Source organism: Mixta tenebrionis, from assembly GCF_006517625.1.
GTDB lineage: Bacteria > Pseudomonadota > Gammaproteobacteria > Enterobacterales > Enterobacteriaceae > Mixta > Mixta tenebrionis.
The window spans coordinates 486,006-499,881 of sequence record NZ_VHQI01000001.1 but is presented as its reverse complement, the minus strand read 5'-3'; the positions used below and the strand labels follow the sequence as shown (position 1 = coordinate 499,881).

At 56.3% G+C, this 13,876-nt stretch carries 10 protein-coding genes and 1 pseudogene; 9 read left to right on the top strand and 2 right to left on the bottom strand.

Going from position 1 to position 13,876, the window contains the following annotated elements:
* Positions 1–49 precede the first annotated feature (49 nt).
* On the top strand, positions 50–232 hold the full coding sequence (locus FKM52_RS02300; RefSeq protein ID WP_038627028.1) for a Trm112 family protein: 183 nt from the start codon (positions 50–52) through the stop codon (positions 230–232).
* Positions 229–975, top strand: a complete 747-nt coding sequence (gene kdsB / locus FKM52_RS02295; protein ID WP_141174568.1) for a 3-deoxy-manno-octulosonate cytidylyltransferase — start codon at positions 229–231, stop codon at positions 973–975. Before FKM52_RS02300 ends, kdsB begins: the two co-directional genes overlap by 4 nt.
* Before the next feature lie 51 nt (positions 976–1,026).
* On the opposite strand, the gene elyC is transcribed toward kdsB, so the two are convergent.
* Positions 1,027–1,812, bottom strand: a complete 786-nt coding sequence (elyC, locus tag FKM52_RS02290; RefSeq protein ID WP_141174567.1) for an envelope biogenesis factor ElyC — start codon at positions 1,810–1,812, stop codon at positions 1,027–1,029.
* A gap of 125 nt (positions 1,813–1,937) precedes the next feature.
* On the opposite strand from elyC, the gene cmoM reads away from it, so the two are divergent.
* The 7 genes and pseudogenes from cmoM (at position 1,938) to FKM52_RS02255 (ending at position 12,572) form a co-directional block, all read left to right on the top strand.
* Positions 1,938–2,723 (top strand): tRNA uridine 5-oxyacetic acid(34) methyltransferase CmoM, encoded by a 786-nt coding sequence (gene cmoM, locus FKM52_RS02285; protein WP_141174566.1) that lies wholly within the window; start codon positions 1,938–1,940, stop codon positions 2,721–2,723.
* Positions 2,720–4,042: a chromosome partition protein MukF gene (gene mukF / locus FKM52_RS02280; protein ID WP_141174565.1), complete on the top strand. Its 1,323-nt coding sequence runs from the start codon at positions 2,720–2,722 to the stop codon at positions 4,040–4,042. The genes cmoM and mukF overlap by 4 nt, the downstream gene beginning before the upstream one ends.
* Entirely contained in the window at positions 4,023–4,730 is a 708-nt protein-coding gene (mukE, locus tag FKM52_RS02275) for a chromosome partition protein MukE (RefSeq protein WP_141174564.1), read from the top strand. Before mukF ends, mukE begins: the two co-directional genes overlap by 20 nt.
* Positions 4,727–9,205 (top strand): chromosome partition protein MukB, encoded by a 4,479-nt coding sequence (gene mukB / locus FKM52_RS02270; protein ID WP_141174563.1) that lies wholly within the window; start codon positions 4,727–4,729, stop codon positions 9,203–9,205. The genes mukE and mukB overlap by 4 nt, the downstream gene beginning before the upstream one ends.
* 241 nt (positions 9,206–9,446) lie before the next feature.
* Positions 9,447–11,159 (top strand): annotated as a pseudogene (ldtD, locus tag FKM52_RS02265) (L,D-transpeptidase); the annotation flags it as partial.
* A gap of 187 nt (positions 11,160–11,346) precedes the next feature.
* Positions 11,347–11,895: a peptidoglycan L,D-endopeptidase MepK gene (mepK, locus tag FKM52_RS02260; RefSeq protein WP_141174561.1), complete on the top strand. Its 549-nt coding sequence runs from the start codon at positions 11,347–11,349 to the stop codon at positions 11,893–11,895.
* Between the two features lie 47 nt (positions 11,896–11,942).
* Positions 11,943–12,572 carry an MBL fold metallo-hydrolase gene (locus tag FKM52_RS02255; protein ID WP_141174560.1) on the top strand — a complete coding sequence of 210 codons (630 nt, stop codon included), beginning with the start codon at positions 11,943–11,945 and terminating at the stop codon, positions 12,570–12,572.
* Between the two features lie 56 nt (positions 12,573–12,628).
* Here the strand turns inward: FKM52_RS02255 and FKM52_RS02250 are convergent, their stop codons facing one another.
* Positions 12,629–13,819 (bottom strand): amino acid aminotransferase, encoded by a 1,191-nt coding sequence (locus tag FKM52_RS02250; RefSeq protein ID WP_141174559.1) that lies wholly within the window; start codon positions 13,817–13,819, stop codon positions 12,629–12,631.
* Positions 13,820–13,876 lie beyond the last annotated feature (57 nt).

The following is a 13,876-nucleotide window of genomic DNA, read 5'->3' as shown; positions in this document are numbered from 1 at the left end:
GCTGTGTTATGCTTGCTTTTCTGAGGCTTCGGTCCATTACGGAGGAAACATGGATCATCGTTTACTTGAAATCGTTGCTTGTCCGGTATGTAACGGCAAGCTCTACTACAACAAAGAACAGCAGGAGCTGATTTGTAAACCGGACGGACTGGCTTATCCGGTTCGTGATGGCATTCCGGTCTTACTGGAAAACGAAGCCCGCACGCTGTCAGCAGACGAGATACATCCATGAGTTTTGTCGTTATTATTCCGGCTCGTTTTGCATCAACCCGCCTGCCAGGTAAGCCGCTGGTAGATATTCACGGCAAGCCGATGGTGGTGCACGTGATGGAACGGGCGCTGCAGTCCGGCGCCGATCGCGTTATTGTGGCTACCGATCATCCTGATGTTGCGGCAGCGGTTAGCGCTGCGGGCGGCGAAGTCTGTTTAACGCGCGCCGATCATCAGTCCGGCACCGAACGGCTGGCGGAAGTGGTAGAAAAATATCAGTTCGCCGACGATGCCATTATCGTTAACGTACAGGGCGATGAACCGCTTATTCCGCCGGAAATTATTCGTCAGCTGGCTGACAACCTGGCGGGCGTCACCGCCGGTATGGCGACGCTGGCGGTGCCGATCGACAGCGCCGAAGAGGCGTTTAATCCTAATGCGGTAAAAGTGGTGCGTGACGCGCAGGGCTATGCGCTCTATTTCTCCCGCGCCACTATTCCATGGGACCGCGAGCGTTTCGCGCAATCGCGCGATGCGATTGGCGACAGCCTGCTGCGTCATATCGGCATCTATGCCTACCGTGCCGGTTTTATCCGTCGCTACGTCAGCTGGCAGCCGAGCGAGCTGGAGCAAATCGAGCTGCTGGAGCAGCTGCGCGTGCTGTGGTACGGCGAGAAAATTCATGTCGACGTGGCGCAAACCACGCCAGCCGCCGGGGTGGATACCGCAGAAGATTTAGCCCGCGTGCGCGCGGTACTGCAATAACCGCTGCCGTTGCGATCCGGCAAGAGGCTGCCCGGCCTCTTGCCGCCAGCGTTATCGCGCTTCTTCCTTCCCGATGCTGTTTTTACCGTTAAGTTTTTGCCAAATCGTTCCGATGCCTTCATAAACCGCGCGGTCGCTATGGCTCAGCCATAAGGGAGCCGGCAACGCTTTTTCCCACCAGTTCAGCGCTGATTCGATCGCCATCTGATTTGCCGGCGTCGCAAGCGGCGCTAATCCCTGATGACGGAAAAAAGCCATCGCGCGCGGCATATGATTAGCGGAAGTCACCAGCAGAAACGCCTGTTCTCCCACCATTTTTTTCACCGCGCGCGCTTCATCGTCCGTATCGCGCGGCCAGTCGAGCCGGATAATATCCTGCTCCGGCACCCCCAGAGATAGCGCTACGGCAGCGGCCGCTTCGGCGTTGCTTACCGGATTGGTTTCCGCCGCGCCGCCGGTAAAGATCAGCCGCGCGCCGGGGTTCAGGCGCCACTGCCTTACGCCTTCCGTTACGCGCGACAGGCTGTTGCTAATCAGGTTTGAACTGGGCGCCCACTTCGAATTCCACGTATAGCCGCCGCCTAATACCACGATATAACGGATATTCGCCGCGGCGTTGCGCGTAGGATACTGCCGCTCCAGCGGACGCAGCAGGCTATCCGCTACCGGCTGCAGACTCAATGCAAAAAGTATGACCCAGGCGGCTGAAACGAGAGTTTTCCCGCTTTTCTGCCAGCGCGTGAACCAAAGCAGTAAAATCCCCGCCGCCATCAGCAAAAGCAGGAGCGGCAAAGGCAGTAATAGCCCGCCCACGATCTTTTTCAGGGTAAAAAACATATTTGCGGATTCCTTTTGTCCGAAAAAACATCATCCGAGAGCCAGAGTTTGCATCAAAGGTTCATTCTTAGCCGGGGTATGACAAAATAGGCGCTACTGAACCGCAATCTACCGGAGCTGCCGCTATGCAGGATCGTAACTTCGACGATATTGCAGATAAATTCGCGCAAAACATTTACGGTACCACTAAAGGACGAATTCGTCAGGCGATCCTGTGGCAGGAGCTGGACGCGCTGCTGCCTACGCTGCCGGCTCGCCCGCTGCATATTGTCGACGTCGGCGGCGGGCAGGGGCAGATCGCCTGCGGGCTGGCGGCGCGCGGTCATCAGGTATTGCTGTGCGATATTTCCGGCGAAATGCTGCAGCGCGCGCGCGCTAATGCGGAGCAGCAGAAGGTGCTGGCCAATATGCAATTCAAACAAATTAGCGCTCAACAGCTGGCGCAACATTTGGATAAGCCAGCAGATCTGGTATTGTTTCACGCTGTACTGGAATGGGTCGCCGCGCCCGAAGAGATCCTGGCCGTGCTGTATAACGCGCTGGCGCCGGGCGGAATATTATCGCTGATGTTTTATAACCTGCACGGACTTATCCTGCAGAACCTGGCGCACGGCAATTTCGGCTGGCTGGAATCAGGCATGAAGAAGCGTAAAAAGCGCACCCTTTCGCCAGATTATCCGCGCGATCCCCAGCAGGTTTATCAATGGCTACAGGCATGCGGCTTTGTTATTGAACGTCGCGCCGGCATTCGGGTATTTCACGATTACATGCACGATAAACAACAACGAATTGATGAATTCGATCGGGTATTGGCGATGGAAACGCAATATTGCCGCCAGGAACCCTTTATCAGCCTTGGGCGTTATATCCATGTTACCGCGCGGAAACCCGCCCAGAAGGATCGACTATGAGTGATTTTTCCCAGACTGTCCCGGAACTGGTTTCCTGGGCGCGGAAAAACGATTTTTCCGTTTCGTTACCTACCGAACGTCTGGCCTTTTTACTGGCTATCGCCACCTTAAACAGCGAGCGCATGGATGGTGAAATGAGCGAGGGCGAGCTGATCGACGCCTTTCGTCATGTCAGCAAGGCGTTTGAACAGACCCATGAAACCGTAATGGTGCGCGCCAACAATGCGATAAACGATATGGTGCGCCAGCGCTTGCTTAACCGTTTTACCAGCGAGCTGGCGGATGGCAATGCTATCTATCGCCTGACGCCGCTGGCTATCGGCATTACCGATTACTATATCCGCCAGCGTGAATTTTCCACGCTGCGCCTCTCGATGCAGCTCTCTATTGTGGCGCAGGAACTGAAGCGGGCGGCGGATGCGGCGGATGAAAACGGCGACGAATTTCACTGGCATCGCAACGTCTTCGCGCCGCTGAAGTATTCGGTGGCGGAAATTTTCGACAGCATCGATTTAACCCAGCGTCTGATGGATGAGCAGCAGCAGTCGGTAAAAAATGATATCGCGGAGCTGCTGAATCAGGACTGGCGCGCCGCGATTTCCAGCTGCGAAATGCTGCTCTCGGAAACGTCCGGCACGCTGCGCGAGCTGCAGGATACGCTGGAGGCCGCCGGCGATAAGCTGCAGGCCAATCTGCTGCGTATTCAGGACGCCACGCTCAACAGCCCCGATTTAGGCTTTATCGATAAGCTGGTGTTCGATCTGCAAAACAAACTCGACCGTATTATTAGCTGGGGCCAGCAGGCGATCGATCTCTGGATCGGCTACGACCGTCACGTGCATAAATTTATTCGTACCGCTATCGATATGGATAAAAACCGCGTTTTCGCTCAGCGTCTGCGTCAGTCGGTGCAGAACTACTTTGAGCAGCCCTGGGCGCTAACCTGGGCTAATGCGGATCGCCTGTTCGATATGCGTGACGACGAGATGGCGCTGCGTGACGAGGAAGTCACCGGCGAGCTGCCATCGGAGCTGGAGTACGAAGAATTTAATGAAATCCGTGAGCAGCTTGCAGCGATGATTGAAGAAGCGCTGCAGGTTTACAAAACGGAAAATAAACCGCTTAACCTCGGCGAGGTGATGCGGGATTATCTGGCGCAGTATCCACGTTCCCGCCACTTTGACGTGGCGCGCATCGTCGTCGATCAGGCGGTGCGTTTAGGCGTGGCGGAAGCTGATTTTTCCGGGTTGCCGGCGCAATGGCAGCCCATCAATGATTACGGAGCCAAGGTGCAGGCGCATGTCATCGACAAATATTGAACAAGTGATGCCGGTTAAGCTGGCCCAGGCACTGGCGAATCCGCTTTTTCCCGCGCTGGACAGCCAGCTGCGTGCGGGACGACATATTGGCATTGAAGAGCTGGACAACCACGCTTTTTTAATGGATTACCAGGAATATCTTGAAGAGTTCTATGCGCGTTATAACGTTGAGTTAATTCGCGCGCCGGAAGGTTTTTTCTATCTGCGTCCGCGTTCCACCACGCTGATTCCACGGTCGGTGCTCTCCGAGCTGGATATGCTGGTGGGCAAAATTCTCTGTTATCTCTATCTCAGCCCGGAGCGCCTGGCGAACGAGGGTATTTTCTCCCAGCAGGAGCTCTATGACGAACTGCTAAGCCTGGCGGATGAAAGCAAGCTATTGAAGCTGGTAAACCAGCGTTCCACCGGTTCCGATCTCGATCGCCAGAAGCTGCAGGAAAAAATGCGCGCCTCGCTGAACCGCCTGCGCCGGCTTGGCATGGTGTGGTTTATGGGCAATGACAGCAGTAAGTTTCGCATTATGGAATCCGTGTTCCGCTTCGGCGCAGACGTACGCAGCGGCGACGATCCGCGCGAGGCGCAGCTGCGCCTGATTCGCGTCGGCGAAGCGATGGCGCTGGAAAGCGGCGTTGAACAACCGGATGCCCAGGAAGCCCAGTCAGAAACGGCGGAGGATGAAGAGGAATGATTGAACGCGGTAAATTTCGCTCGCTAACGCTGATCAACTGGAACGGTTTTTTTGCGCGCACCTTTGAACTTGATAGCCTGGTTACCACGCTTTCCGGCGGCAACGGCGCCGGTAAATCAACTACCATGGCGGCCTTTATTACGGCAATGATCCCCGATCTGACGCTGCTGCATTTCCGCAACACCACCGAAGCGGGCTCTACCAGCGGTTCACGCGATAAGGGGCTGCACGGCAAGCTGCGTCCCGGCGTCTGTTACTCGGTGCTTGATGTGGTGAACTCGCGCCATCAGCGGGTGATTGTCGGCGTGCGGCTGCAGCAGGTAGCCGGACGTGATAAAAAGGTGGATATCCGGCCTTTCAGCATTCATGGTTTGCCGAGCGCTCAGCAGCCTACTGAAATACTGACCGAGACGGTCGGCACGCGCCAGGCGCGCGTTTTGCCGCTTAACGAGCTGAAAGAGCGGGTTGAAGCGATGGAGGGGGTACAGTTTAAACAGTACAACTCCGTTATCGACTACCACAGCCTGATGTTTGAGCTGGGCATTGTGGCTCGCCGTCTGCGCTCGGCCAGCGACCGCAGCAAATTTTATCGCCTGATTGAAGCCTCGCTTTACGGCGGCATCTCCAGCGCCATTACCCGCTCCCTGCGCGATTATCTGCTGCCGGAAAACAGCGGCGTTCGCAAGGCGTTTCAGGATATGGAAGCCGCGCTGCGCGAAAACCGCATGACGCTGGAAGCTATCCGCGTAACGCAGTCCGATCGCGATCTGTTTAAACACCTGATTTCTGAAGCTACCAGCTACGTGGCGGCAGACTATATGCGCCACGCTAACGAGCGCCGCATTCATCTTGACGGCGCGCTGGCGCTACGCAGCGAACTGTTCGCCAGCCGCAAGCAGCTGGCCGCCGAGCAGTATCGTCACGTAGAAATGGCGCGCGAACTGGCTGAGCACAGCGCTGCCGAAAGCGACCTGGAAACGGATTACCAGGCTGCCAGCGATCACCTGAACCTGGTGCAGACGGCGGTGCGTCAGCAGGAGAAGATCGAGCGCTACGAGGCCGATATCGACGAGCTGACCTACCGGCTGGAAGAGCAAAATGAGGTGGTGGCCGAAGCGCGTGAGCTGCAGGAAGAAAATGAAGCGCGTCGTGAAGCAGCGGAGCTGGAAGTTGACGAACTAAAAAGTCAGCTGGCGGATTATCAGCAGGCGCTGGACGTGCAGCAGACGCGCGCTATCCAGTATCAGCAGGCGCTGGCGGCACTGAAGCGCGCGCAGGAGCTTTGCCGTTTGCCGGAGCTGAGCGCTGAAAATGCGGAAGAGTGGCAGGAAACCTTCCAGGCGCGCGAGCAGGAGGCGACGGAAACGCTGCTGATGCTTGAGCAAAAAATGAGCGTGGCCGAAGCGGCGCACAGTCAGTTTGAACAGGCGTTTGAGCTGGTTTGTAAAATCGCCGGGCCGGTGAGCCGCAGCGAAGCCTGGCAAACCGGGCGGGAGCTGTTGCGCGATGCGGCGAACCAGCGCCATCAGGCGGAGCAGCTTGCCTCGCTGCGCATGCGCCTCTCCGAAATGGAACAGCGACTGCGTGAGCAGTATGAAGCCGAGCGCCTGCTGAACGAGTTTTGCAAGCGTCAGGGTCAGCAGTATGAGGCTCATGAGCTGGAAGCGCTGCAGCAGGAGCTGGAAGCGCGCATTGAGCAGCTGGGGCAAAGCGTCGCCGAGGCGGGCGAACAGCGCATGATGATGCGCCAGGAGCTGGAGCAGGTACGCGAGCGCATCAGCCATCTGACCGCGCGCGCGCCGCACTGGCTGGCCGCACAGGAGATCCTGACCCAGCTCAGCGAGCAAACCGGAGAGCCGCTGGCCAGCAGCCAGCAGGTGACGGAGTATATGCAGCAGCTGCTGGAGCGCGAGCGCGAAACCACGGTTGAACGCGATGAAATAGCGGCGCGCAAGCGGGAAACGGAGCAGCAAATTGAACGTTTAAGCCAGCCCGGCGGCGCGGAAGATCCACGGCTCAACGCCCTGGCGGAACGCTTTGGCGGCGTGCTGCTTTCAGAAATCTATGATGACGTAACCTTTGAGGACGCGCCTTACTTCTCGGCGCTGTATGGGCCGTCACGTCACGGTATCGTGGTGCCCGATCTTTCGCTGGTGCGTGAACAGCTGGATGGGCTGGAAGAGTGTCCGGAAGATCTTTACCTGATCGAAGGCGATCCGCAATCCTTCGATGACAGCGTATTCAGCGTAGAAGAGCTGGAAAAAGCGGTCGTGGTAAAAGTGGCGGATCGCCAGTGGCGTTATTCCCGCTTTCCGAAGGTGCCGCTGTTCGGCCGCGCCGCCCGTGAAAAGCAGCTTGAGCTGCTGCATAGCGAACGCGAGCAGCTGGCGGAAACCTACGCTACGCTTTCGTTTGACGTCCAGAAAACGCAGCGCCTGCATCAATCCTTCAGCCGTTTTATCGGCAGCCATCTGGCGGTAGCGTTCGAAGAAGATCCTGAGGCGCAGATTCGTCAGCTGAATGTCCGTCGTGGCGAAATTGAGCGCGCGCTGAACGCCCATGAAAGTGAAAATCAGCAGCAGCGTCAGCAGTATGAACAGGCGAAAGAGGGCGTGGCCCAGCTGAACCGCCTGCTGCCGCGCGTCAATCTGCTACTGGACGAAACGCTGGCCGATCGCTGCGAAGAGCTGCGTGAACTGTTGAGCGAGGCGCAGGAAGCGGCGCGCTTTATTCAACAGCACGGCAGCCACCTGGCCCGCCTTGAGCCGCTGCTGAGCGTGCTGCAAAGCGATCCGCAGCAGCATGAACAGCTGAAAACGGATTATCAACAGGCGCAGCAGGCGCAGCGCGAAGCGCGCCAGCAGGCGTTTGCCATTACCGAAGTGGTGCAGCGGCGCGCGCACTTTAGCTATGTCGACTCTGCGGGGATGCTTACCGGCACCAGCGATCTGAATGAAAAGCTACGTCAGCGGCTGGAGCACGCCGAGGCGGATCGCACCAGAGCGCGCGAACAGCTGCGTGAACACCAGGCCAAACTGACGCAGTATTCCCAGGTGCTGGCGTCGCTGAAAAGCGCTTACGACGCTAAACGCGATATGCTGAAAGAGCTGCAGCAGGAGATGCAGGATATCGGCGTGCCGGCGGACGCCAGCGCGGAAGAGCGCGCCAGAATCCGTCGCGACGAACTGCATAACGCGCTCAGCCATAACCGCTTACGCCGCAATCAGCTGGAAAAACAGCTGACTTTCTGCGAGGCGGAGATGGACGGCCTGCAGAAAAAACTGCGCCGCCTGGAGCGTGATTATCATATCAGCCGTGAGCAGGTGGTCAGCGCCAAGGCGGGCTGGTGCGCGGTAATGCGTATGGTGAAAGATAACGGCGTCGAGCGTCGCCTGCATCGCCGCGAACTCGCCTATCTCGGCGGCGATGAGCTGCGATCGATGTCGGATAAGGCGTTAGGCGCGCTGCGCCTGGCGGTAGCCGATAACGAGCATCTGCGCGACGTGCTGCGTCTCTCTGAAGATCCGAAGCGCCCGGAACGCAAAATTCAGTTCTTTATCGCGGTTTATCAGCATCTGCGCGAACGTATTCGTCAGGATATTATTCGCACCGACGATCCGGTAGAAGCTATCGAGCAGATGGAGATCGAACTGAGCCGGCTGACGGAAGAGCTGACCGCGCGTGAAAAAATGCTGGCGATTAGCTCGCGCAGCGTGGCGAACATCATTCGTAAAACCATCCAGCGCGAACAGAACCGTATCCGCCAGCTTAACCAGGGTCTGCAAAGCGTCAGCTTCGGTCAGGTGCGCAGCGTGCGTCTGAACGTCAACGTGCGTGAAAGTCACGCCATGCTGTTGGAGGTGCTCTCTGAGCAGCACGAGCAGCATCAGGATCTGTTTAACAGCAACCGCCTGACCTTCTCGGAGGCGCTGGCGAAGCTCTGGCAGCGCCTGAATCCGCAGATCGATATGGGGCAGCGCACGGCGCAGACTATTGGCGAGGAGCTGCTTGACTACCGTAACTACCTGGAAATGGAGGTTGAGGTAAACCGTGGTTCCGACGGCTGGCTGCGCGCTGAAAGCGGGGCGCTGTCAACCGGCGAGGCTATTGGTACCGGTATGTCGATTCTCGTTATGGTGGTGCAGAGCTGGGAGGAAGAGGCGCGACGCCTGCGCGGCAAGGATATCAGCCCGTGTCGCCTGCTGTTCCTTGATGAGGCGGCGCGTCTTGATGCGAAATCTATCGCTACGCTGTTTGAGCTTTGCGAGCGTCTGGAGATGCAGCTGATCATCGCCGCACCGGAAAACATCAGTCCGGAGAAGGGCACGACCTACAAGCTGGTGCGCAAAGTCTTCAATAATACCGAGCACGTACATGTTGTCGGCCTGCGCGGCTTCTCTGCCGATCCGCTGCCGGGCGCCAGCCAGCGTGAAGCGGAGCAGGACCAGCCGGAGGGTGAAAAAACCCAGGTTTGATATAGTAATGTTGTTGCTTCGCGTTTAATCTAACCAGCGGCATTTGCTCTATGAGACAAATGCCGTTGTTCGTTTATATACTTATTATAATAATTAACAGTCTTGACGGTGCGTTAACCGCAGATAAAACAGGCAGGGGGCAAGGATGTTGCTGGCAAATTTTTATATGGTTAGAAGAAAGGCGCTGGCCTGGGCGGTCGCCATCAGTCTGCTACAGGTATGTACGGCTGAGGCGGCGGTAACGACGACCGTACCGACAACGGTTACGGAAAAAATCATGAGCGCCGCGACGGCGCAGCAGGAAATTCTGGCTGCGCTGCCGCAGGGCGTAAAACCTTTCTACAGCGGAACGCTGGCGTCGCTTTACGCTACGCGCCACATGCAGCCGCTGTGGCAGGATCGGCAGGCGGTGCAGCAGTTTCAACAGCAGCTGGCAGAAATTGCGCTTTCGGGCATCCAGCCGCAGTTTACTCAGTGGGTACAGCAGTTAACCACGCCTGAAATTACCGGTATGGCGCGCGATATTATCTTATCGGACGCCATGCTCGGCTATTTGCAGTTTGTAAGCAATGTGCCGCAACAGGGGGAGAGCTGGCTCTATAGCCGGGTGCCTTATAAAATGGCGCTGCCGCCGTTGTCGGCCACTAACCAGTGGATCGCTGCCGTTAATGAGGGGCACGCCGCAACCTTTATCCACTCGCTGGCGCCCCGGCATCCGCAATATGCGCCTATGCATAAAGCGCTCAAGTCTCTGCTGGCGGATACGCGTCCCTGGCCGCAGCTGAAAAACAGGCAGACGCTGCGTCCGGGTCAGGTCAGCGATGATGTACCGGCGTTAAGAGAAATTTTGCAGCGCACCGGTATGTTTACACAACACGATACGCCGGCGCCGACCGAGGATACGGCCTCTGCTGACGCTTCTCGCCCGCGTGATAATACGCAGACGGCAGCCGTCAGCCCTTCAGCGGCGAACGTGGCCGATCTGCCCGCGGCGACGCCGGAGCATCCGGGCAACCTTGCCTCTTCGTCGCCCGCCAGCAGCGATAATATTTATGGGCCGGAGCTGGTGGAAGCGGTAAAAAGCTTTCAGCGCTGGCAGGGGCTGGACGCCGATGGCGCGATTGGTCCGCGCACCCGTGAATGGCTGAATGTATCGCCGCAGCTGCGCGCTGCGCTGCTGGCGTTGAATATTCAACGCCTGCGCCTGCTGACGGATGATATGCGTAACGGCATTATGGTGAATATTCCCAACTATTCTCTGGTCTATTACGCCGACGGCAATAAAATTTTGTCGTCGCGCGTTATTGTCGGACGTCCCGATCGTAAAACGCCGTTAATGCGCAGCGCGTTAAATAACGTGGTGCTTAATCCGCCGTGGAATGTTCCTACCTCGCTGGTGCGTCAGGATATTATTCCCAAGGTAAAGCGCGATCCTTCCTATCTGTATAAGCATGGCTATACGCTGCTGTCGGGCTGGAGCAGTCAGGCTGAAGTTATCGATCCCAGCATGATTAACTGGAACATGGTCTCGGCGGATAACTTTCCCTATCGGCTGCGTCAGGCGCCGGGCGCCAGCAACTCGCTGGGACGCTTTAAATTCAATATGCCCAGTTCAGACGCTATTTATCTGCATGACACGCCCAATCATGGGCTGTTCCAGAAAGATATTCGCGCGCTGAGCTCCGGCTGCGTGCGGGTGAATAAAGCATCGGATTTGGCGAATTTGCTGCTGCAGGACGCCGGATGGAGTGACGCCCGCATCTCCAGCAGTCTTAAGCAGGGTGATACGCGCTATGTACCAATACGGCATCGCGTCCCGGTTAATTTATTCTATTTAACCGCGTGGGTAGCTGAAGATGGCAAGACACAATTCCGTACAGATATTTACAATTACGATACCACCGCTCAGTCGGGGACGCGCATTCTGGCGCAGGCGGGGCAACTGTTGCTTTAACCCTTGATTTTTTTAAGGCTTTTGGTGGGCTGTCTGCGCTGTCAGACAGCCGTTTTATCCCCGCTGCTTGTGTCGTTCTTCATACTCCTGTCGTTTGGCGGCTTGACGTTAACAAAAGTGGCGGTTATGGTGCGAGCTTGTGTACTTTTTGCACGCTTCGCTTTCTTTTTGCAGGTAAACGCATTTTATGGCTAATATTGATTCTCAACGTCGTAAGCTGCTGGTTTTGGGCGGCGCGGCAGCAGGGCTTGCGCTGCTTCCGGACGCAGCTTTCGCCTCAGTTTCTACCTCTCGTCCGCGTATCCTAACGCTTAATAATCTTCATACGGGCGAAACCCTGAAAACTGAATTTTTTAATGGCAAAAACTACGATCTGGAAGAGCTGGCGCGACTAAATCACTTTTTCCGCGATTATCGGGCTAATAAAATTAAAAGTATCGATCCGAAATTGTTCGATCAGCTCTATCGCCTGCAGGCGATGCTTGAAAGTCGTAAACCCATCCAGCTTATTTCCGGTTATCGCTCACTCGCCACCAATAATATGCTGCGTGAAAAAGGCCGCGGCGTCGCCAGGCACAGCTATCACACGCTGGGACAGGCGATGGATTTCCATATTGAAGGCGTATCGTTAAGTAATATTCGCAAAGCGGCATTAAAAATGCGCGCCGGTGGTGTAGGATATTATCCACGTAGCAACTTCGTGCATATTGATACCGGGCCGGTAAGAACCTGGTAACAGAACGATAGTTTAGCGGCTGCCCTGGCCGCTGATAACGGAGCATTATGGATTACCTTATTATCCCCGTAACGTCCTTTGCACAAAACTGTTCGCTGGTCTGGTGTAATGAAACGCGCGAGGCGGCGCTGATCGATCCCGGCGGCGATGCGGAACAGATTAAACAGCAGGTTGAGGCGCAAAACGTGCAGGTTAAAGCGGTACTGCTGACGCATGGCCATCTCGATCATGTGGGCGCGGCGGTTGAGCTGGCGGCGCATTATGGCGTGTCGATCGTTGGACCGCAAAAGCAGGATGCCTTCTGGCTGGATGCGCTGCCGGTGCAGAGCCAGATGTTTGGCCTGGCTGAATGCGCTCCCTTTACTCCCGATCGCTGGCTGGAAGAGGGAGATAGCCTGGAGTTAGGGCGGGAAACGCTGGAAGTGCTGCACTGCCCTGGTCATACGCCAGGCCATATCGTTTTCTTCCACCGTGCCGGACGCCTGCTATTTTCCGGCGATGTTATTTTTAATGGCAGCGTAGGGCGCACGGATTTCCCACAGGGAAGCCATGAGGCGCTGATTAACGCCATTAAAAATAAACTGCTGCCGCTTGGTGATAACGTGACGTTTATTGCGGGCCACGGACCAATATCCACCCTGGGCCGCGAGCGTATCAGCAACCCTTTCTTAAACTGAAACCTCAGCAACAAAAATGGGCCACAGGGCCCATTTTTTTATGTTCGCAATTGCCGTTATAGCACCGCAACGATAGCTTCGCAGAGTGCAGCCATGTTATCCGGCGTCATACCAGCCACGTTAATACGTCCCGAATTGACCGCATAAATAGCATACTCTTCGCGCAGGCGAATAACCTGTTCTTTATTCAGACCGCTGAACGAGAACATACCGTTCTGGTGAATAATAAAGCTGAAATCGCGATTAGCGCCTTTTTCCTGCAGGGTATTCACGAACAGCTGGCGCATGCGGTGAATGCGCTGACGCATATCAGTCAGCTCCTGTTGCCAGATTGCGCGCAGCGTATCGTTGCTCAGAATAGTGGCGACAACGGCCGCGCCGTGCGCCGGCGGGTTAGAGTAGTTGGCGCGGATGGTATATTTTACCTGGCTGAATGCGGTATCAGCGATCGTGCTGTCGGCCGCTACCAGCGTAAAGGCGCCTACACGTTCGTTATACAGGCCAAAGTTTTTTGAGTAAGAGCTGGCGATAAGCAATTCGTCGTGGCTGGCAGCGAATATACGCAGCCCTTCGGCATCTTCTTCCAGCCCGCGTGCGAAACCCTGATAGGCGAAATCGAACAGCGGCAGCCAGCCGCTCGTCTTCGACAGCTGCGCCAGCTGCGCCCACTGTTCGGCGGTAGGATCGATGCCGGTTGGGTTATGACAGCAGCCGTGGAACAGCACCACGTCGCCCGCTTTGGCGCCGCGCAGGCTGTTCAGCATGGCGTCGAAATCAAGCTGGTGGTTCACCGCGTCATAATATTGATATTCATATACGTCGAGGCCCGCTGCGCTAAAAACGTTTTTATGGTTCGGCCAGCTGGGATTGCTGATCCAGACGCGTTTCGTGGTGGTTTGCGTCGCCAGAAAATCAGCGGCTACGCGCAGTGCGCCGGTGCCGCCGGGCGTCTGCGCCGTACGGGCGCGTTTTTCGCTAATAATCACGCTGTCATGACCGAACAGCAGGGCCTGGGTACAGCGGGCAAAATCGGCCAGACCATCAATGCTGAGATAGTTTTTAGTGGTTTCATTTTCCAGCAGGTACTGTTCGGCCTTTTTAACGCTGGTCAGTACCGGCGTCTGTCCGGTTTCATCTTTATAGACGCCAATACCAAGATTAATTTTATTCGGGCGATCGTCAGCGCGGAAAAGATCGGCTAAGCCGAGGATAGGATCGGCGGGTGCAGCACTAATATTTTCAAACATATGAGAGGTCCGTAAGCTTCGAAAAAAGCGAAAAGAGGCTTCAGGTTAACGCCAGAA

Coding starts and splice junctions, on each gene's coding strand:
- mukB (WP_141174563.1), top strand. CDS start 4,727: ATGATTGAACGCGGTAAATTTCGCTCGCTAACGCTGATCAACTGGAAC.
- mukF (WP_141174565.1), top strand. CDS start 2,720: ATGAGTGATTTTTCCCAGACTGTCCCGGAACTGGTTTCCTGGGCGCGG.
- cmoM (WP_141174566.1), top strand. CDS start 1,938: ATGCAGGATCGTAACTTCGACGATATTGCAGATAAATTCGCGCAAAAC.
- FKM52_RS02255 (WP_141174560.1), top strand. CDS start 11,943: ATGGATTACCTTATTATCCCCGTAACGTCCTTTGCACAAAACTGTTCG.
- mepK (WP_141174561.1), top strand. CDS start 11,347: ATGGCTAATATTGATTCTCAACGTCGTAAGCTGCTGGTTTTGGGCGGC.
- mukE (WP_141174564.1), top strand. CDS start 4,023: ATGTCATCGACAAATATTGAACAAGTGATGCCGGTTAAGCTGGCCCAG.
- elyC (WP_141174567.1), bottom strand. CDS start 1,812: ATGTTTTTTACCCTGAAAAAGATCGTGGGCGGGCTATTACTGCCTTTG.
- FKM52_RS02250 (WP_141174559.1), bottom strand. CDS start 13,819: ATGTTTGAAAATATTAGTGCTGCACCCGCCGATCCTATCCTCGGCTTA.
- FKM52_RS02300 (WP_038627028.1), top strand. CDS start 50: ATGGATCATCGTTTACTTGAAATCGTTGCTTGTCCGGTATGTAACGGC.
- kdsB (WP_141174568.1), top strand. CDS start 229: ATGAGTTTTGTCGTTATTATTCCGGCTCGTTTTGCATCAACCCGCCTG.